This window comes from Shewanella sp. FJAT-52076 (assembly GCF_019457455.1).
In the GTDB taxonomy this organism is placed as follows: Bacteria; Pseudomonadota; Gammaproteobacteria; order Enterobacterales; family Shewanellaceae; genus Shewanella; species Shewanella zhangzhouensis.
Genome location: NZ_CP080415.1, coordinates 3,845,431 through 3,864,139, shown reverse-complemented (window position 1 = coordinate 3,864,139; position 18,709 = coordinate 3,845,431). Strand labels below are relative to the sequence as shown.

Annotated in this window: 12 protein-coding genes and 4 tRNA genes; 7 read left to right on the top strand and 9 right to left on the bottom strand. The window is 54.0% G+C overall.

All coding sequences use genetic code 11. The features are described from left to right. Positions 1-133: 133 nt before the first annotated feature. Positions 134-1,573, bottom strand: coding sequence for a cell envelope integrity protein CreD (gene creD / locus K0H79_RS17055; protein WP_220076604.1), 1,440 nt, complete (start codon positions 1,571-1,573; stop codon positions 134-136). A gap of 280 nt (positions 1,574-1,853) precedes the next feature. Here creD and K0H79_RS17050 point away from each other — a divergent pair, with 280 nt between their 5' ends. Further along, positions 1,854-2,162: a hypothetical protein gene (locus K0H79_RS17050; protein ID WP_220076603.1), complete on the top strand. Its 309-nt coding sequence runs from the start codon at positions 1,854-1,856 to the stop codon at positions 2,160-2,162. A 28-nt stretch (positions 2,163-2,190) separates the two neighbouring features. Then, positions 2,191-2,775 (top strand): HupE/UreJ family protein, encoded by a 585-nt coding sequence (locus K0H79_RS17045; protein WP_220076602.1) that lies wholly within the window; start codon positions 2,191-2,193, stop codon positions 2,773-2,775. 66 nt (positions 2,776-2,841) lie between these two features. Here the strand turns inward: K0H79_RS17045 and ubiK are convergent, their stop codons facing one another. The 5 genes from ubiK to K0H79_RS17020 all read right to left on the bottom strand — a co-directional run bounded on the left by ubiK (position 2,842) and on the right by K0H79_RS17020 (position 10,460). Continuing rightward, positions 2,842-3,099 (bottom strand): ubiquinone biosynthesis accessory factor UbiK, encoded by a 258-nt coding sequence (gene ubiK, locus K0H79_RS17040; protein ID WP_011761378.1) that lies wholly within the window; start codon positions 3,097-3,099, stop codon positions 2,842-2,844. 126 nt (positions 3,100-3,225) lie between these two features. After that, the gene (gene katG, locus K0H79_RS17035; RefSeq protein WP_220076601.1) at positions 3,226-5,382 is read right to left on the bottom strand and encodes a catalase/peroxidase HPI; all 2,157 of its coding nucleotides are present in this window, start codon (positions 5,380-5,382) and stop codon (positions 3,226-3,228) included. Between the two features lie 292 nt (positions 5,383-5,674). Then, positions 5,675-8,746: a multidrug efflux RND transporter permease subunit gene (locus K0H79_RS17030; RefSeq protein ID WP_220076600.1), complete on the bottom strand. Its 3,072-nt coding sequence runs from the start codon at positions 8,744-8,746 to the stop codon at positions 5,675-5,677. 12 nt (positions 8,747-8,758) lie between these two features. Further along, positions 8,759-9,877, bottom strand: a complete 1,119-nt coding sequence (locus tag K0H79_RS17025; protein WP_220076599.1) for an efflux RND transporter periplasmic adaptor subunit — start codon at positions 9,875-9,877, stop codon at positions 8,759-8,761. Between the two features lie 16 nt (positions 9,878-9,893). Beyond that, on the bottom strand, positions 9,894-10,460 hold the full coding sequence (locus tag K0H79_RS17020) for a TetR/AcrR family transcriptional regulator (protein ID WP_220065844.1): 567 nt from the start codon (positions 10,458-10,460) through the stop codon (positions 9,894-9,896). A 144-nt stretch (positions 10,461-10,604) separates the two neighbouring features. On the opposite strand from K0H79_RS17020, the gene rep reads away from it, so the two are divergent. Continuing rightward, positions 10,605-12,617 carry a DNA helicase Rep gene (gene rep, locus K0H79_RS17015; RefSeq protein WP_220076598.1) on the top strand — a complete coding sequence of 671 codons (2,013 nt, stop codon included), beginning with the start codon at positions 10,605-10,607 and terminating at the stop codon, positions 12,615-12,617. Between the two features lie 12 nt (positions 12,618-12,629). Here the strand turns inward: rep and K0H79_RS17010 are convergent, their stop codons facing one another. Then, a complete protein-coding gene (locus tag K0H79_RS17010) occupies positions 12,630-15,218 on the bottom strand; it encodes a diguanylate cyclase domain-containing protein (RefSeq protein WP_220076597.1) in 2,589 nt (862 codons plus the stop codon). A gap of 215 nt (positions 15,219-15,433) precedes the next feature. Here K0H79_RS17010 and K0H79_RS17005 point away from each other — a divergent pair. The 4 genes from K0H79_RS17005 to K0H79_RS16990 all read left to right on the top strand — a co-directional run bounded on the left by K0H79_RS17005 (position 15,434) and on the right by K0H79_RS16990 (position 15,873). After that, positions 15,434-15,510, top strand: a tRNA-Arg gene (locus K0H79_RS17005). 35 nt (positions 15,511-15,545) lie between these two features. Further along, positions 15,546-15,621: transfer RNA gene (locus K0H79_RS17000), tRNA-His, on the top strand. Positions 15,622-15,644: 23 nt separating this feature from the next. Next, positions 15,645-15,721: transfer RNA gene (locus tag K0H79_RS16995), tRNA-Pro, on the top strand. 75 nt (positions 15,722-15,796) lie between these two features. After that, a tRNA-Pro gene (locus tag K0H79_RS16990) sits at positions 15,797-15,873 on the top strand. 185 nt (positions 15,874-16,058) lie between these two features. Here the strand turns inward: K0H79_RS16990 and K0H79_RS16985 are convergent. Both K0H79_RS16985 and K0H79_RS16980 read right to left on the bottom strand, forming a co-directional pair. Continuing rightward, positions 16,059-17,978 carry an EAL domain-containing protein gene (locus tag K0H79_RS16985; protein WP_220065841.1) on the bottom strand — a complete coding sequence of 640 codons (1,920 nt, stop codon included), beginning with the start codon at positions 17,976-17,978 and terminating at the stop codon, positions 16,059-16,061. Positions 17,979-17,986: 8 nt separating this feature from the next. Continuing rightward, the gene (locus K0H79_RS16980) at positions 17,987-18,694 is read right to left on the bottom strand and encodes a transglutaminase-like cysteine peptidase (protein ID WP_220076596.1); all 708 of its coding nucleotides are present in this window, start codon (positions 18,692-18,694) and stop codon (positions 17,987-17,989) included. Positions 18,695-18,709 lie beyond the last annotated feature (15 nt).

Here is an 18,709-nt window from a genome sequence, read left to right as displayed (position 1 = left end):
GCAACAGTGAAAACAATCCAGGCAGACTAACCATCAACTCCCGGAAATTCAAAATAAAAAAACGGCGACCACAAAGTATTTGGCCGCCGTGTCCTTCATGTTCAAGGCTCGAGGGATGAATTGGACATTCGGTTTATTCCTGCAGGCATTTGCCCTGGCGTCTTGTCAGGTACATGAGTACCAGCAGGACGGTGACCAAGAGGGTGCTGCCCATCAGCAGGGCATAGTCTTCGAGCCGCAAAATGGAATACAGCAGACCATAGAGACCGAGCAACATGGCCAGCATGATGCTGCCGCGAACATAACTTTGGGTGGCGCTGGCCACATAGGCAGGAATGCTGAGCACTGGCACGGCAGCGGCAATCATAAAGGCCTGACCAAAGCTCAAATGCTCCGACAATGCCAGTAGCAACAAATAAAACAGGGTCATGGCTGCGCCAACCAGCAGGTATTGCAAGGCTGACAAGGCTTGTCCCTGCCCAAGTTCAAACATCAGCAGCAAAATAAAGGTCAGGGCCACAAACAGCAGGCCATACTTGATGGCGCGCTCCACCTTGCCGTAGTGGGTGACGGGTTCAAACAACTGGGTGTGCGCCCGGGCCTCCATCAGATCCATTGGGTGGGACGCCCGCATGATTTGTGGGTAGTTGCGGCTAAGGTGGCTGATATGCCAGTTGGCATTAAAGCCATTGGCGCTTATCTCACGGGCTTCGGGCAAAATGCCATTGAAACTGGGATGGGGCCAGTCGGCATTGAGCTCGAAGCGTGAGTCTTCTCCGAGCGGCAGAAACCCAATGCCCTGTGAGCCCCGCAGGCGCAGTTTAAAGTCCACTTTGAAGGGCGCTGTGTTTTGTCCAAGCTGCACAGGTTGATGAAATCCCCGACTAAGTGCCTCCTGAGCCAGGCCAGTGCCCGACATCAGTGAGCCGTGGGAACTCAAGCCATCGCCACTGACCACAAAATTGTCTACCCCATCGATGGCCTGATTTGAAGACAGACCAAACACCAGTCTGGCGCGATTAAATTCGTACGCTTCCAGATTGCTGATAAGGGGCAGATTCAGGGAAAACTCCGCCTGCCCCTCAACACCGCTTTGATACACCAGCGAGTGGTAAATGCCGCGGTCGCGGAAATCGTGGTTGAGGCTCGCCTTCATTTTCAGGTGCTCGGGCAGGATAAGCAGCTCATCCTCAATACTGCTGCGCCTCTGCTTGCGGCTGCCATCGGCGCTGGTTTCTTCGGTGAGCACCGAATAACGATAAGGAAGCACTAACACGGGACCCGCCAGAACCTGCTCTTCACCCCATGCCTGACCTATGTCCCGCACCACATCGCGGTACAGGCGCTCTCTGTCTGAAGCCAGATCCTGCACCAGCGTCAGCGGAATGATGGCCAGCAGGCACAGCATCAGGGTGAGTGAGCCCTTGAGAATGAGGGCGATCCGATTCAGTAATAATGGATTATCGGTATTGCCGTATAGCCGGGTCAGTCCGGCGCGAATGGCCACAAAGGCACCAAAGCCAATGGCCCCGAGGAGCGCGAGCGCCATGAGGCCGAAAAACATGTCCGCCATCTGTTCTTCCTTGCAGTCTGGTTCGTGGTGAGATTGCAGTAATTGAAACAGAACCCGGCCTCAACAGGGGGGCAGACCAATGATCAATAGTGGCAGAATTATGGCAATTGCGGTGTAGAAAGCAGCGATTGTGCAAATAGCTGTCATCCTTGACTAAAGTTAGTACAGGATGCAGTAAATTTGACCGGGGTCACCCCGACGGTGACTCGACTGGCCTATGCTGACATCAGGTGTGGCCCGGGTGCGCACTTGTGCCCCGGGAATGCTAAGGAGGTCCAAGATGCGCTTTCAGGTTCAATTTACCCTGGCCATCCGCAGTTTCGATCGTAAACGCGCGGCATTCCTGTCAAAAAAACTGACCCTGCCTTTTGTGCCCTTTGTGGGTTTACAGTTGGTGGAGCCCAGTGGCAACAGCGAGCCCGTGATCTCTGTGGCCTGGTCCGACGAAACTCGGACGTTCCACTGCCATATCGATGCCATACAGGCGCAGATGCCTCAGGGCTGTGAGCTTGACCTTGATTATCTGATTGAGTCAGCAAGGGAAAATGGTTGGGAGGGCGCCGCAAAAATTTACGATCTGGCCGCATAGTCATAAAGCATTGAAGGAGTCTGGCCCGATGAGAAAGGGAGTTTGGTTGTGGTGTTTGCTGTTTTCGGCCGGTGCATCGGCCCATGAAGTGGCTCTGGGTGGTGGCTTCGGTGCCGGTTTTTCCCACCCTGTGCTGGGGCTGGATCATTTGCTGGCCATGCTCAGTGTGGGCATGGTCAGTACCCGACTTGGCCGGCACGCCATCTGGCAGGTGCCTCTCGCCTTCCTGTGTTTTATGTCCCTTGGTGCCGTGCTTGGTATAACCGATATCGCCTTGCCCCTGGTGGAAGCTGGGATTGCTTTGTCGGTAATGCTGCTTGGGCTCGCAATCGCCTTTAACCGTGCTCTGCCGCTTTGGCCTGCCATGTTGGCGGTAGCGATATTCGGCATATTCCATGGTCATGCCCATGGTATGGAAATGCCAACACTGGCGAGTCCCTGGTTGTATGGGCTGGGCTTTATCCTCGGTACAGCTACGATACACCTTATCGGCGTATTTACCGGCTTACTGCTGGCGATGAAAGAGCGCCGCTATCCACTGACCCGCATCACCGGAGCAGGCATAGCTGCCATGGGCACCCTGTTCCTGATAGGCACAGTGTTGCCGGGATAAACGGGTCGGCAACGAAAAACGCCAGGCATTGCCTGGCGTTTTGATATGTCAGCATGAATGACAGGCTCAGGCCTGCTTGTCTTCCAACAGTTTTTCCAGGGCTTCGACCTTGGTTTGCAGCGCTTCCAGCTTTTCGCGGGTACGCAGCAGCACATGTTGCTGCACCTCAAATTCTTCCCGGGATACCAGGTCGAGTTTCATCAACTGGCTTTGCAATACCTGCTTGCTGCGCTCTTCCACTTCTCCGGCAAACTGCTTGAGACCAGAAGGAAGGTTGTCACTGAGCTGTTTGGCCAAGTCTTCGATTTTTTTGGGGTTCAGCATCTGTCATTCCGCCTTGGTTTGAATTGGCTCGATTGTACCCCAGCCAATGCTCAAGCCCAAGTGCTGCTATAGATGATGAAACGCCTCCTTACGGAGGCGTTGTCAGTCCAGGAGCGCACAGTTGTCCTAGGTATCGAAGCGGTCAGCATTCATTACCTTGCACCAGGCGGCCACGAAGTCCTTCACAAAGGTCTCCTTGTTGTCGTTCTGGGCATAGTATTCGGCGTAGGCGCGCAATACCGAGTTGGAGCCAAACACCAAATCGACCCGGGTGGCGGTCCATTTTTTCTGGCCACTGGCCCGTTCGCAGATCTCATAGAGATTGTTGGCGACCGGCTTCCAGCTGTAGCTCATATCGGTGAGGTTAACGAAAAAGTCATTGCTGAGGCTGCCGGGATTGTCGGTCAGCACCCCATGTGCCGTGCCACCATGGTTGACCGCCATGGCCCGCATGCCGCCAATCAGCACTGTCATTTCCGGCGCAGAGAGCCCCATCAGTTGTGCCCGGTCGAGCAGCATTTCTTCCGGCGTGACTACGAACTCCTGCTTTTGCCAGTTACGGAAGCCATCTGCCAGTGGCTCGAGCACCTCAAAGGAGTCGATGTCTGTTTGTGCCTGGCTGGCATCACCGCGACCTGGGATGAAAGGTACCTTGATATTGAAACCGGCGGCCTTGGCAGCCAGCTCGACACCGAGGTTACCTCCCAGTATCAGGGTGTCGGCTATGCTGACACCCATGTTGTTGGCGATGGGGGTGAGCAGTTCCAATACCCTGGCCAGTCTGGTGGGCTCATTGGCCGCCCAGTCTTTTTGCGGCAACAAGCGAATACGGGCACCATTGGCGCCGCCGCGCTTGTCTGAGTTTCTATAGGTTCTGGCGCTGTCCCATGCGGTGGCAACCAATTCGGCGGCGCCAAGCCCTGTGGCGGCGATGCGTGCTTTTACAGCTTCCGGATCGTACTGGCTGTTGCCATTGGGAACTGGGTCTTGCCAAATCAAGTCTTCAACGGGCACATCGGGGCCAAAGTAGCGGGATTTTGGGCCCATATCCCTGTGAGTGAGCTTGAACCATGCTCTGGCAAAGGTGTCGGCAAAATACTCGGGATCGTTATAAAATTTTTCGGCGATGCGGCGGTAATCCGGGTCCATCTTCAGCGCCATGTCCGCATCTGTCATCATGGGATTGCAGCGAATGCTGGGGTCTTCCACATCCACCGGCTTGTCTTCTTCCTTGATGTTCACCGGCTCCCACTGCCAGGCGCCTGCCGGGCTCTTGGTGAGCGCCCAGTCGTAGCTGAACAGTAGATGGAAATAGCCGTTGTCCCAACGGGTGGGGTGGGTGGTCCAGGCGCCTTCGATACCGCTGGTGACTGTGTTGCGGCCTATGCCCCGGCTTTGATGATTCATCCAGCCAAAGCCTTGTTCTTCCAGGGGGGCAGCCTCTGGCTCTGGCCCCAGGTTGGCGGCGCTGCCATTACCATGGGCCTTGCCCACGGTGTGACCACCGGCGGTCAGCGCCACGGTTTCTTCGTCATTCATCGCCATTCTGGCAAAGGTCACGCGCATGTCCTGGGCGGTTTTCAGTGGGTCTGGGTTGCCGTCCACCCCTTCGGGATTGACATAAATCAGCCCCATCATGACCGCCGCCAGCGGGTTTTGCAGATCGCGAACCCCGGAATAGCGACTGTTTGCACCGCCACTGGGGGCAAGCCATTCTTTTTCTGCCCCCCAATAGGTGTCTTTCTCGGGATGCCAGATATCTTCGCGGCCAAAGGCAAAGCCAAAGGTTTTCAGCCCCATGGACTCATAGGCCATGTTGCCCGCCAAAATCATCAAATCGGCCCAGCTCAGCTTGTTGCCGTATTTCTGTTTGATGGGCCACAGCAGGCGCCGCGCCTTGTCGAGGTTGCCATTGTCAGGCCAGGAGTTAAGCGGAGCGAAGCGCTGTGCACCATGGCCGCCACCGCCGCGACCGTCGGCAATGCGGTAGGTGCCGGCCGAGTGCCACGCCATACGGATCATCAGGCCGCCATAATGGCCCCAATCGGCTGGCCACCAGGTCTGGCTGTCGGTCATCAGGGCTTTGAGATCGTGTTTGAGCGCCTCTACATCGAGGCCTTTGAGGGCTTCCCGGTAATTAAAACCCGGCGCCATGGGGTTGGTTTTGCTGTCGTGCTGGTGGAGGATGTCGAGGTTCAGGGCCTTGGGCCACCAGTGGTTGTCTGCCTGGGTGGCAGAGGTTGCACCACCGTGCATCACCGGACATTTGCCTTCATTACTCATGTTGCTGCTCTCCTTAGTACCATTCCCTGTTTAAGGGCTTCCATCAGAAAACACGGTATCGACAGGGGCTGGGCCACTGAGTCACTCAGCTGCCATTTGCTGCCGACACCTTTGGCTGCACATTGTATTGACCTCCTCATACTAGTAGAGGGGAGAGTCGGCTTCCAATCACATTTAGCGATTGCAACGACCTGTTATTTAAGCGTTAGCATTGTTGCAGGCGAGGGGGAATGGGCTGAGAAGGGCAATAAAAAAGCCGGGATAGTCCCGGCTTTTTTCAAAGGTTCGGTTATCAGGCGTTGGCCTCGACAAATTCAGGCAGCGGCTTGTGCTTTTCGCCGAGGAAGCTGTAGATCACCGGCAGTACAAACAGGGTGAACACAGTGCCTATGGCAAGGCCAGCCACAATCACCAGACCTATGTTGAAGCGGGCTACGGCGCCGGCGCCGGAGGCGAACAGCAGCGGAATAAGGCCCGCAATCATGGCTGCGGTGGTCATCAGGATGGGGCGCAAGCGGATTTTGGCTGCCAGACTGATGGCCTCGATGCGATCGATACCGCGGTGCAGCTGCTCTTCCTTGGCCACCTCACACATCAGGATCCCGTGTTTGGTGATAAGTCCCACCAGAGTGATCAGGCCCACCTGGGTATAGATGTTCATGGACGAGAGCCCGAAAACATGTGTCCACCCCAGTGCAATCAGGGCGCCACAGATGGCCAGCGGCACAGACACCAGGATAACCACAGGGTCTTTCAGGCTCTCGAACTGACTCGCCAACACCAAAAAGATGATGGCAATGGCCAGCAGGAAGGTGCTGTACAGCGCCGAGCCTTCGGTCACAAACTGTCGGGCTTCGCCGAGGAAGTCGTAGTTGTAGCCCTTGGGCAACTCGTTGTCGCCTATGTCCTGCAGGAAGGCGATGGCATCCCCTATGGCAACCCCGGGGGTGGCCACGCCGCCAATGGTCAGCGAGTTCATCTGGTTGAAGTGGGGCAAAGAGCGGGGCTGAGCCACCATCTCGATTTCCACCAGGCTTGAGAGCGGAATGGAATTACCGTCGGCGGCCTTCACGTAATAATTTGCCAGCGACTCGGGATTGGCGCGCAGTTTACGCTCCACCTGAGGGATCACTTCATAGGAGCGGCCATCGAGGTTGATGCGGTTAACATAGCCGTCGCTCATCATGGTCGACAGTGTCATGCCTATATCCTGCATGGTCACCCCGTAGGTGCCTGCCAGATCGCGCTTGATATGGATGCGCATGCTGCCTGAGTCGAACTTGAGGTTCATCTCGGAGTAGATGAAATACGGGCTCTTTTGCACCTTCTCCAGCACCTGAGTACCAATCTGGAACAGGCTCTCAAAACTGCTGGCGGTAGTGACCACAAACTGAATTGGCAAACCGCTGGAGGCGCCGGGCAATTCAGGCATCTCGAAGGTGGTTACCGCCATGCCGGGGATGCTCTTGACCTCACCGGCAAAGAACTTCTGCATCTCCTTCTGGCTCTTGTCACGCTCGCTCCAGGGTACCAGCGGCGCAATACCAAATGCCTGATTGGCGTTTGGAATGCCCACAAAGGCGAGTGAGGCTGCTGATTCAGGCTGGGCCGCAATCATGTTGGTGACCAGCGTCATGTTGGCCTGGATGTAATCGAGGTTGGCCGTGGAAGGCGCTGTACCCATCATCATCACCACACCTTTGTCTTCCTTGGGGGCAAGCTCAGCGGGGATGAATTTAAACAAAAACGGCAGCGAGGCAAACACGATAATCGCGAAGGCCACGACCACGGCACGCCTTTGCATGACAGCCGCCAGCATGCGGGCGTAACTGTCGGTCATGCGACTCAGGGTTGTTTCAACCGCATGCTCAAACTTGCTCGGCGCACTGTGCTCTTTGAGGATTTTCGAGCACATCATGGGCGACAGAGTCAGTGCCACAATCCCCGAGATAAATACGGCGCCCGCCAGGGTCAGGGCAAACTCTTTAAACAAGGAGCCCGTGATGCCGCCCATCAGCGCGATGGGGGCGTACACCGCCGCCAGGGTGATGGTCATGGAGATTACCGGCACCGCGATTTCACGGGTACCAATGATGGCAGCGCGAAACGGGCTTTCGCCGAGCTTGATGTGTCTGTCGACGTTTTCCACCACCACGATGGCATCGTCCACCACCAGGCCGATGGCCAGTACCATGGCGAGCAGTGTCATCAGGTTCAAACTGAAGCCGAATGTTTGCATGATGATGGCCACGCCAATCAGCGACAGTGGAATGGTCACAATTGGAATAAGCACGGCGCGCAGCGAACCCAAAAACAGGGTGATCACCACAATCACGATAATCGCCGCTTCACCTATGGTTTTGATAACCTCATTGATGGACTCATCGATGGCGCGGGATGAATCATAGAGAATGCGCGCCTTGATGGATGGCGGCAGACTGCGCTCGATTTCCGGCAACAGAGTACGGGCATCGGCGGCCACCGTGAGAGGGTTGGCCGTGGGTGTCACGTCCAGACCTATGACCACGGCCTCCTGACCGTCGGCCAGTGCGCGGTACACATCGTGGCTCTTATCCAGAGACACTTCAGCAATGTCACCGAGGCGCACAACCTTGCCGTCACCACTTTTAATCACCAAGCGTTTCAGTTCGTCAATGGTGGCCACCTGAGTATCGGCGGTGCCGTTAAACAGGGTATAGACACCATTGGCCTGCCCCACTGCAGACTGGAAGTTGTTGGCCTGCAGTACCTGCATCACCTCGGTGGCGCTCAGGTTGAACGCGCCCATGCGAGCCGGGTCGAGCCATATGCGCATCGAGTACTGGATACCGCCGTAGAGGTTAACCTTGGCGACCCCGTTGATGGTAAAGAGCTGCGGTTTAACCACCCGCTCCAGATAGTCCGTGAGCTGGCTCGAGTTGATGCTGTCGCTGGAAAAGGCGATATAGAGCACAGACGTTTGTGAGCCGGTGGACATGGTCACAGTCGGGTCTTCCGACTCCTTGGGCAGCTGCGAGCGCACCGAGTTTACCTTGGCAAGAATATCAGCCAGGGCGCCATTGGGATCGGTATTGAGCTTCATGTACACGTTGATATTGGACTTGCCGAGAAAACTCTCGGAGGTCATAAAATCCACGTTGTCGGCCTGGGCCAATGCCTGTTCCAGCGGCTGGGTAATAAAGCCCTGAATGAGGTTGGCGTCGGCACCATAATAACTGGTGGCCACGTTGACCACGGTATTGGTCATCTCGGGATATTCCCGCACCTGCATGCTTTTGAGGGCATTCAATCCCAGCAGCAGTATGAGGAAGCTTATCGAAACGGCAAGCACCGGCCGTTTGATAAAGATATCTGTAAAGCGCATCCGGATATCTCCTTAGAGCTTGGGCATGGTGGCGGCTTCGGTCATGGCCTTATCTTCCACCACGCTGACCTTGCTGTTGTTGGACAGGCGGATTTGCCCTGATGTGACCACCAGATCGCCTTGCTTCAGCGGGCCCGTGACCAGAGCATCGTTGCCACTGCGCTCGAGTACATTCACGTTGATTTGGCGAACTCTTAAAGCAGCCTGGCCGTTTTCGTCATGCTTCTCAACCAGATAAACCGAGTTGCCATAAAGCGTAAAGTTAATGGCAGTCTGCGGCAGTACGATTTGTTGCTCGAGCTTATCGAGGAGAACGCTGACCCGGGCAAACATACCGCTTCTGAGGCGGGCATGATCGTTGGGGATCCGCGCCTGGATCTGAATCAGACCGCTTTGATAAAAGACCGCAGGTTCGATGGCGGCAATTTCCCCTTCGAAGGCTTCTTCCGGATAGGCATCCACATACACATGAATTTTTTGCCCCACGGCTACTCTGGGTAACTGGGTTTGTGGAATGGTGAAGCGGATTTTCATGGTGCTGATGTCTTCAAGACGCACTATGTCACTGCCAACCTGCAGATACTCACCGAGGTTAATGTTGCGGATACCCACCAGGCCAGAGAAGGGTGCGCGGATTTCGCGGCGACCTATGGTGGCTTCCAGGCTTTCGATATCGGCCTTCAGTGCCAGATACTTGGCCTCGGCGTTGTCCAGGTCCTGCTTTGATACCGATTTTTGTGCGTACAAACGAGTTAAGCGTTTGAAGTCGGCTTCAGCGGCAGGCAGCTGCACCAGCTTGGCCTGCAGGTTTGCCTTTTCGACCCGGGTGTCCAGGGCAACCAGCAACTGGTCTTTGCTGATATTGCTGCCATTTTCGAAGGCGATGTTGGTGACTACACCCGCCGCTTCGTTGGCGATGGTGACACCCTGATGGGGCTCGACAAAGCCGATGGCATCAATGGTGGGTTGCCACTGTGTAGGGCTTACTGCCAGCGCTGTAACCGGAAACTCGGCTTCCGGCATATTGGCGATGGCGTCGGCAATCTTGCCTTTTACAAACAGATTAAAGCCGATGACACTCCCCAGAGTCACCAGCGCTATGGTCAGCATGACCAGAATCCACTTTTTCATTGCCTATTGGCTCCGCTTATTGGTGAGGCTTGATGGCGCGCCAGCACAGGTCACATACCTGCTCCAGCTCGCTTTGTTGAAAGTTCATGCCGGTGCGGCGCATTCGCCTGCACAGGCCCACGGCCGGCTCAAAGGCCAGCGCAAACAAGAGTTCATCATCCATCTCCAACATCAGTCCCTGGGCCTTCGCCTCGGCGAAGAGTGCGTGCAGGGGGGCGAAGGTTTCCCGCTCAAACTTACGGTGCTCTTCGCTGTTGGCGCCGGGAAGATGGGTGTATTGCTCGAAGTTGAGCCGCTCCAGGGTGCAGGTTTCACCGAGGCGGATGATGTTGAACCAGATACGCCGAAAACGGGCCTCGATGCTGCCTTCAACGGCATCAGCGAGAATAAAGTTGGCGATTTGGGTCAGCACATCGCGTCTCAATTCATCGATGAGGGCATCTTTATCGGCGAAATACCGATAGATGGTGCCCGCAGCCACACCGGCATCTTTGGCCAGCTTCTGCATCGACAGATTGTGCAGTCCGTCGTTGGCGATAATGTTTTCGGCTGCTCTGAGAATTTGTTCCCGCTTATTGTCCATAACTGACACCTGTAGTGAATGAACGTTCATTCATTTTATGGTGCTGCAAAAAATTTGGCAAGCGCTGCAGGGTCGCCTGCATGCTTTGGGATCTGCTATGATCGCCAGTCCTCTGTTTGGTTAACCCGGTTAAATATCGCCCTCATGAAGCTGAACCCCGCACAAAATGATGCAGTCCATTATGTTTCCGGTCCTTGTCTGGTATTGGCGGGTGCGGGCAGTGGTAAAACGCGGGTGATCATCAACAAAATTGCTTATCTGGTGCAGAGGTGTGGCTATCAGGCTCGCAATATTGCCGCCGTGACCTTTACCAATAAGGCGGCGCGGGAGATGAAAGAGCGGGTCGCCCAATCCATGGGTCGCAATGAAGCGCGGGGGCTGTGGATTTCTACCTTCCACACCCTGGGTCTGGAAATTCTCAAGCGCGAGCACAAGGCCGTAGGACTCAAGGCCGGCTTTTCGCTGTTTGATGACCAGGACACCCTGGCGCTGTTAAAGGAGCTCACTGAAAAAGAGCTTCAGGAAGACAAGGATCTGCTCAAGCTGTTGGCGACCTCGATTTCCAACTGGAAGGGCGCGTTGGTGATCCCGGATCATGCCCGCAAGTTCGCCAAAGATGAACGGGAGCAGCTGTTTGCCCTCTTGTATCAGCGCTATGCCCAGCATATGAAGGCATACAATGCCCTCGACTTTGATGACCTTATTCTGCTGCCGACCCTGCTGCTGAGGCATAACGAAGAAGTGCGCAGGCGCTGGCAGACCCGTATCCAGTACCTGCTGGTGGACGAATATCAGGACACCAATGGCAGTCAATATGAGCTGGTAAAGCTGTTGGTGGGCGAGCGCGCCCGTTTTACCGTGGTGGGTGACGATGACCAGTCAATTTATTCCTGGCGCGGTGCCAAGCCACAAAACCTGGTGTTGCTCAGTAAGGACTTTCCGAGCCTCAAGCTTATCAAGCTGGAGCAGAACTACCGATCCAGTCAGCGAATCCTGCGTGCGGCCAACATCCTTATTGCCAACAATCCCCATGTGTACGACAAGTCACTGTTTTCTGAGCTTGCCTACGGCGAGCCCATGCGGGTGATCACGGCGCTGAATGAAGAGCAGGAGGCCGAGCGGGTGGTGGCTGAAATTATTCGCCATCGCTTTGTGGGCAAAACCAGTTACGGCGATTACGCCATTCTCTACCGTGGCAACCACCAGTCGCGCCTGATAGAAAGGGCACTGATGACCAACCGTATTCCCTACAAGCTCAGTGGTGGTACCTCGTTTTTCTCCCGCGCCGAAATTAAAGACATCATGGCCTATCTGCGGCTGGTGGTGAATCCGGACGATGACAATGCGTTTTTGCGCATCGTAAACCTGCCCAAACGCGGCATAGGCCCGGCAACCCTGGAGCGGCTTGGGAACTTTGCTAACAGCAAACATATTTCCATGTTTGCCGCCATTTTTGAGCCTGAGTTGGAGCTCCATCTGGGGAACAGTGCCATGACGGCGCTGGAGCAATTTGGCCGCTTTATCGTGGAAACCGGTGATATTGCCGAGCGCGGTGAAGGTGTGGATGCCATCAAGCAGCTTATCCGCAAAATCAATTACGAGGACTTCCTCTACGAGACCAGCCCCAGCGCCAAAGCGGCCGAAATGCGGATGAAGAACATCTCCGAGCTGTATCGCTGGGTGACTGAGATGCTCAATGGTGACGATCTGGATGAGCCCATGACGCTGCCGGAGGTCGTGGGCCGTTTGACGCTCAGAGACATGATGGAGCGCAACAGTGAAGACGAAGCCGGCGATCAGGTGCAGCTGATGACCCTCCATGCCTCTAAGGGGTTGGAGTTTCCCTATGTGTTCATGATTGGCATGGAAGAGCGCATTCTGCCGCACCAGACCAGCATTGATGAAGACAATGTGGAAGAAGAGCGCCGGCTCGCATACGTGGGGGTGACCAGGGCGCAGCGTGAGCTTTGGTTTACCCTGTGCCGTGAGCGGCGTCAGTTCGGCGAAACCATGCGCTGTGAACCCAGCCGTTTTCTGGACGAGCTACCTCAGGATGACTTGATTTGGGAGAGTCGCAAGCAGCCCCAGACAGAGCAACAACGTCAGGAAACGGGCAAAGCCAACATCGCCAACCTCAGGGCCATGTTTAAAAAATAATGTCTCGGGACATCAGGCGCAGACGCTGCTCTGTGCCTGATTCAGTGGCTGCAGTTGTTGAATGCGGTCTATGCCGGCCTGAATCAAACTCTGGCGGGTGAGGCTGCATTCGGTGCCTGAGGCGATAACGATTAATCCCAATGACGTGGCTGCCATTGCCGAGGCGGTGAGTAAGCGCACTTTTTCCGAGCCAAGTCTGTCAGTCGTAGGCGCCAACCTTAACGCCTTGATGGGCATTAAAGTAAGGGATTTAAGAGAGCTGTAGCCATTGCCATAGCCGGATAGCCCAAAGTTCACCCCCAGTTTTCCCAGTGCCTCAAAGCCTGCAATGTGTCCCTGAGTGTCTTGCACCAGGGCGCGCTCATCGAAGAACAACCACAACCTTGCGGTATCCAGATTCAGCTCTCTGACCATATTTTTCAGGCCTCTCAGGGCATGTTTGTGCTTGAGGTGAGCGCTGGATAAACACAAATGCAGTTCGGCTTCGTTGAGCTCGAGGGGAAGTGGACGCTTCAGGTGTCTGAGCAAACAGCGGTCCAGCTCTAGGATAAGATTGGAGCGCTCGGCAATGGACAAAATGGTGTCTTCAGCCAGCTCGCCCCCTTTGGGGGGACGCCAGCCAAGGCTTAAACGGTAGGCGAGAGGTTCACCCGAGGAGAGAGATTCCACCGGCAGGATTTTGAGATATAACTCATCCCGCGCCAATGCGTCCCGCAGTAAGGCTTCGTCATGCAGTTCTGCCTGATGTTCTTGCCGACGTTTGCTGTCGTAAACCACATAGCAACCCTTGCCCCGGGACTTGGCCTGATACATGGCAGCGTCAGCGTCTCTCAGCATTGACTCGGGGGTATCCTGTTGGCTGCGCCCACTCACTGCAATGCCGATGCTGGCGCCGGACTGAAACAAGGCATCCCCCAACTGAAAGGGTTCTGACAGCTGCGACAGGATGCGTTCGGCTACTTCCTCGGCATCCTTGGGAGTATTGATTTGGTCGAGGAGCACGACAAATTCATCGCCCCCCAATCTGCCAAGGGTGTCGTTTTCGCGAATGCAATTGGACAGTCGGCGGGCCGTTTCTATCAGGAAGCGGTCGCCCTCAAGGTGACCCAGGGTGTCATTGATTTGCTTGAATCTGTCGAGGTCGATGAAGAGCAGGGCGAATTGGTCACGTCCATGGCGCCTCACATGACGCACAGCCTGGCCGAGACGTTCGGTAAACATACTACGATTGGGCAGGCCTGTCAGGGTGTCGTGTTTGGCGTCGTGAATCAGCTTTTGTTCCACTTCACGGCGGCGTTGAATTTCCAGTTCCAGCTCGCGGGTGCGTTCAGCGACTTTTGATTCGAGTCGCTCGTAACTCTTTTTCATGAACTCAGCATGCTGTTTTCGCTCGATGGCGGTGCCTATGTGCTGGGAAACAAAGGTCAGCAGCTCCAGATCGCGTATTTGATAGTTCTGAGTCATGCTGAGGCTGTAAATGGTCAGGGCGCCGCGAACTTCGTCTCCGATAAAGAGCGGAACGCCAATCCATTGATGCATCTTTTGGGTGTTGTTCAGCGTAGGGGTGTTGACATAAATCTCCCCCTTATTGACCAGGTCCTGAATATCTTTTTGATCCAGCAGCAGTGGGCGGCGTCTGCTGAGCAGGTATTCAGTCAAACCGTCGGTCAGAGGGCGACGGCTGGGGGGCTTTGTGCCCAACTGCGAAACATAAAAGGGGAAACGCAGCTGCTGATTGGTATCGTCAAGCAGCGCGATATAGCAGTTGCTGGCGGGGAGCAGGTGGCTGAGAATGTTGTGAAGTCGGCTGTAGAAGTCTTCCTGCTCCAACCCCGAGGCCGACAATTCGGCAATTTCAAACAGAGATTTTTGCAGCCGCTCGGCTCTGCGTCTTTCATAGACTTCGAGTTTCAGCTTGTCGTAGGCTTCGCTGAGTTCCTTTGTCCGCTGATCGATGGATTGTTCTAGCTGCTCCTGATGACGGAGTCGCTCCATCACCCCTGAAATATGGTGGCTGATAAACTCCATCAGCTCGATTTCGGTAAGGCCATAACTCACGTTGGGATCGTACGTTTGTACCACCAGGACGCCGGTTGTACGCTCCTGATACCGAATGGGCACGCCGAGCCATTGATGGCTGGCACTGCCCAAATTCTCGATGGCTTCTTCAGCAACAAGGCGTTCAAAGTCCGCTTCGTTGCACAGCATGGTTTCGCCGCAGCGAAATACATAACCGGTAATGCCGCGCGTCAGTATGCTGTGGATGTCTCTATCTGGGTACATCTGGGCCGGGTGGGGGTCCATTTCATCGGCAAAGAAAGGGATTTCCAGACGTTCGGTACGGTGGTTGTAAGTGGCAATAAAAAAGTTATCAGCCGCTATCAGGGATTTGAGATGCAAGTGAACGCCAGCATAGAAGTCTTCCGGAGAATTTACTTCGGTGGCGATGTGGGTAATTTGTAAGAGTGCATCCCGGATGATTTCGGCGCGTTTATACTTGCCGGCTAGCCGTCTGAGCCTGTTAACCCGCTTAAGTAACCGCTCAATGCTTTCCCCTGACGGGGAATTGGCTTCATCCTTAAATCCAGTATCCCTAAACATATTGTTCGTCGCAGTTGTGTATTAGTGGGTAACAGAGACGTTAAAAGAACAGCATACTCTCGAATGGGGTAGGCTCAAAGTGAATTCTTAGAACGATTTTTGTGCACACACACCAGTGGATTAATCAAAACTTGAGCAAACGATGAAAAAAAGCATTTTATGCTCTGGACTCAGGAACAAATACCTCCTACTATATGCGGCGCTGACACGGCGGGGCACCCATAGCTCAGTTGGATAGAGCGCACCCCTCCGGAGGGTGAGGCCGAGGGTTCGAATCCTTCTGGGTGCGCCAGTTGGATTAAGTCGGGTCAGCAAGGAAATTCAGTGGTGACTGTAGCTCAGTTGGTAGAGTCCCGGATTGTGATTCCGGTTGTCGTGGGTTCGAGCCCCATCAGTCACCCCACTTTTCCAGATGAAGAAATTCGTCGGTGATTAGCGCAGTCCGGTAGCGCATCTGCTTTGGGAGCAGAGGGTCAGAGGTTCGAATCCTCTATCACCGACCACTTCCTCTCTTTTTGAATGCGGATAAATGCCTTGCGGCATTTTTTTGTTTTCAGCCACAGTGTTATTCGATGTTTCGGTGATTAGCGCAGTCCGGTAGCGCATCTGCTTTGGGAGCAGAGGGTCAGAGGTTCGAATCCTCTATCACCGACCACCTTCTTTCTGCACATCTCCTCCACACATTATTCCGCCGTCTGAACCAATATTGTTTGGTGTGGCTTTGTTTCATCTGTTGTCTGACATCGATTTCGATGAATGGTGACTGTTTGGTTGAGCCCGAGCTATTGGATGAAAAATAAAAAAGGCACCCAAAGGTGCCTTTATCAGTGTTGCTGTGTATTAATCCACACTCACAGGTGGCGAAATAAAGCCTTGGTATGCAGTTGTTTTCAGCGGAATAAAACGCTCTAACTGCGGCTTTTCCTGGATACCTGTAACAATAACCTGAATTTCCAAACCACGGGCCACGTTGACCAAGGCACGGCAGAGCTCGGCGTTGTGCTGGTTTTCGTCGTAGTAAGCAAAAGATTGATCCAGTTTTACATAGCTGGGTCTCAGGGTTTGCAGATAGGACATAGAGCCAAACTGACGGCCAAAGTGATCGATACCAAACTTTGCGCCATTGTCCCTGATGATGGCGCACAAGGCCTCACAGGCTTCCGGATTACTGTAGACCCCGGATTCAGGAATATCGAAGCACAGACGTTCAGCCATGGGCGTTGAGCGAAGGAACTGCTGTAACCACTGATGGAACTCTGTGTCGGTCAAACTCTGATGGGTCAGGTTAATGGCCACTGGTTCAAAGTTGCGCTCCAGCAGGTGTATGTCATGCACCTTTTGGATCAAACATTTATCCAGTAAAGCCCCCAGGGAAAGCAGCTCAACATAGGGCATAAATTGTCCGGCATGGGCCAGCTTATCGCCAATTTCCAATTGGCAGTAAAGCTCATGCTGCAGCAGGCCTGCGCCATCTGTGAGCTGAATGGGCTGCCAACGGAATTTGAACAGTTTGGCATTGATGGCGCTGGAGAGCTTTTCGCGCCATTGTTCGCGAGTAAACATCTGCTCTTCACTGGACTCAAACCAGTGATACACCTTGCCACCCTTGATAGCGGTTTGCAGTGCGTTATCCGACTGCGCCAGGATGTCAGACACTGTCATTGAGCCAATGCGTTCAGCAATACCTATGGCGAAATGCTCATTGGGTTTACCACCAGCTTTTGAGATTTCCTGATTGACCGTGCGGATCAGGGTTTGCAGGTACTTACTGATAAGTTCTTTATCAACATCAAATACCAGGAATGCAAACTCAAACGCGGCAATTCTGGAAACCACGCCCGGCGCAATTTCTTCCAGTTGGGATTGCAGTTTTTCTGACAGGAGTTTGATGGTTTCGTCGCGTACCTGATAGCCGTATTTTGCATGCACTTCTTCAAGCCAATCAAACTTGGCCATAAAGAGTGCACCACTGCCGGGTTCAGAGAGCCAGCTGTTGATGCGTCCCACCAGATATTGACGGTTGGGCAAGCCAGATACCTGATCCACCAGATTCTTTTTGCGCAGCGAGGTAACTTCTTCGTCCAGTGAACTGAAGATCTGCTTGAGCTGGGAAGACATGCTGTTAAAAGCAATAACCACTTCCTTTAACTCACTGGTCTTTGGGATCGCAAGTTCAGGGCCGAACTGGCGATTGGCAATGCTCTTGGCGTGTTCAGAGACTATGTGCAGTGGTCTCAAAATCCAGCTAAGACCAAAACGTGCGAGGAATATGGCAACCAAAAACAGGACGGAGAAAACGATGATTGTGTTGGTGAGAATTCGCCAAAGCTCGTGATAGCCAAAGCCTGGGTGGGCTGTCACTTCCAGTTGCGCCAGTTGCAGCCACCCTGAAGTGATGGTGCTTTCCTTTTTGATGGTGCCGAATATATCAAGGTTAATGAACCACTGGGGAACGCCCTGGATTTCGAGGCTGTTGTTCCACTCTTGCTGTTTCCCATCCACTAACCAAGTCAACTTTACCTGCTGGTAGTAGCCACCTTCGAAGATAACATTAATCAGAGTCTCGGCGGTGGCGATATCGCCGGTTTCCAGAGCAGGGACCAGCAGCAAACCCAATGAATTGCTGACGTTATTGAGGTCTGACTCCATCTGTTTGGTCAAAAAGCTTTTGGTCTCAGTAAATTGCACATAAGCCAAAGCAGTAATTACCAATAAAAACAGACCAAACAATAGCGAATACAGCTGTCGAAACAGTGTCATATCGTTAGTTACTCCAATCTCATCTTGGGTTGCCTGAGCCGATCAACCCCTAATCTGTGGGTTAAATCGGTCCATTTTTCCAGCCGCGAGGAAGAGCCCGCGAGCACACCCCGTCCCTTTTCTTTGTTTAACCACAGTTGTTTACCGTTAAAGCTATAAACAGGCAGCAAATCTCGCCTGGCTGATGCCGGCTTGATTGCCTTATCCAGATTATCGAGTACCAGTGGCACGGACCCCGGCGTTTCATAATAGGCCAGCACCATGTGGTATTGATTGACTGAGGTTGCCTTTACCATGGTGATCCTGAGCTTCTCGTCCGGTATACCGAGTTGCAGCAGGGTAAAATACTTGGCGATGGAAAAATCCTCACAATCGCCACCGGCAACCCCGATAAACTCCATGGGTGTTGCCCAATAGTTGGAATCGCCCCACAACTTAATGTCGTCGACGAAGGTGAACAGATTAAAAAAGGTGTTCACCTTCGTCAGCTTTTCCATTTCGCTCAGCCCTTGGGCCGAGTCAACCACTTGAAACCAGGCATTGGCACGTTTTCCGGCCCTGGGGCCATATTTGCTCTCCAGGGTGGAAACGATTTTGCTCCTGTCCAGCTGTGTGCTGGACTGGGCAAACAGACAAGTTCCCAATATGGCCGTTGCCAACAGACTGTGTTGGCAGACCTTAAGCATTGTTTGGGTAAACGTTTGTCCGCCTTTCATGCTATTGATTCAAAT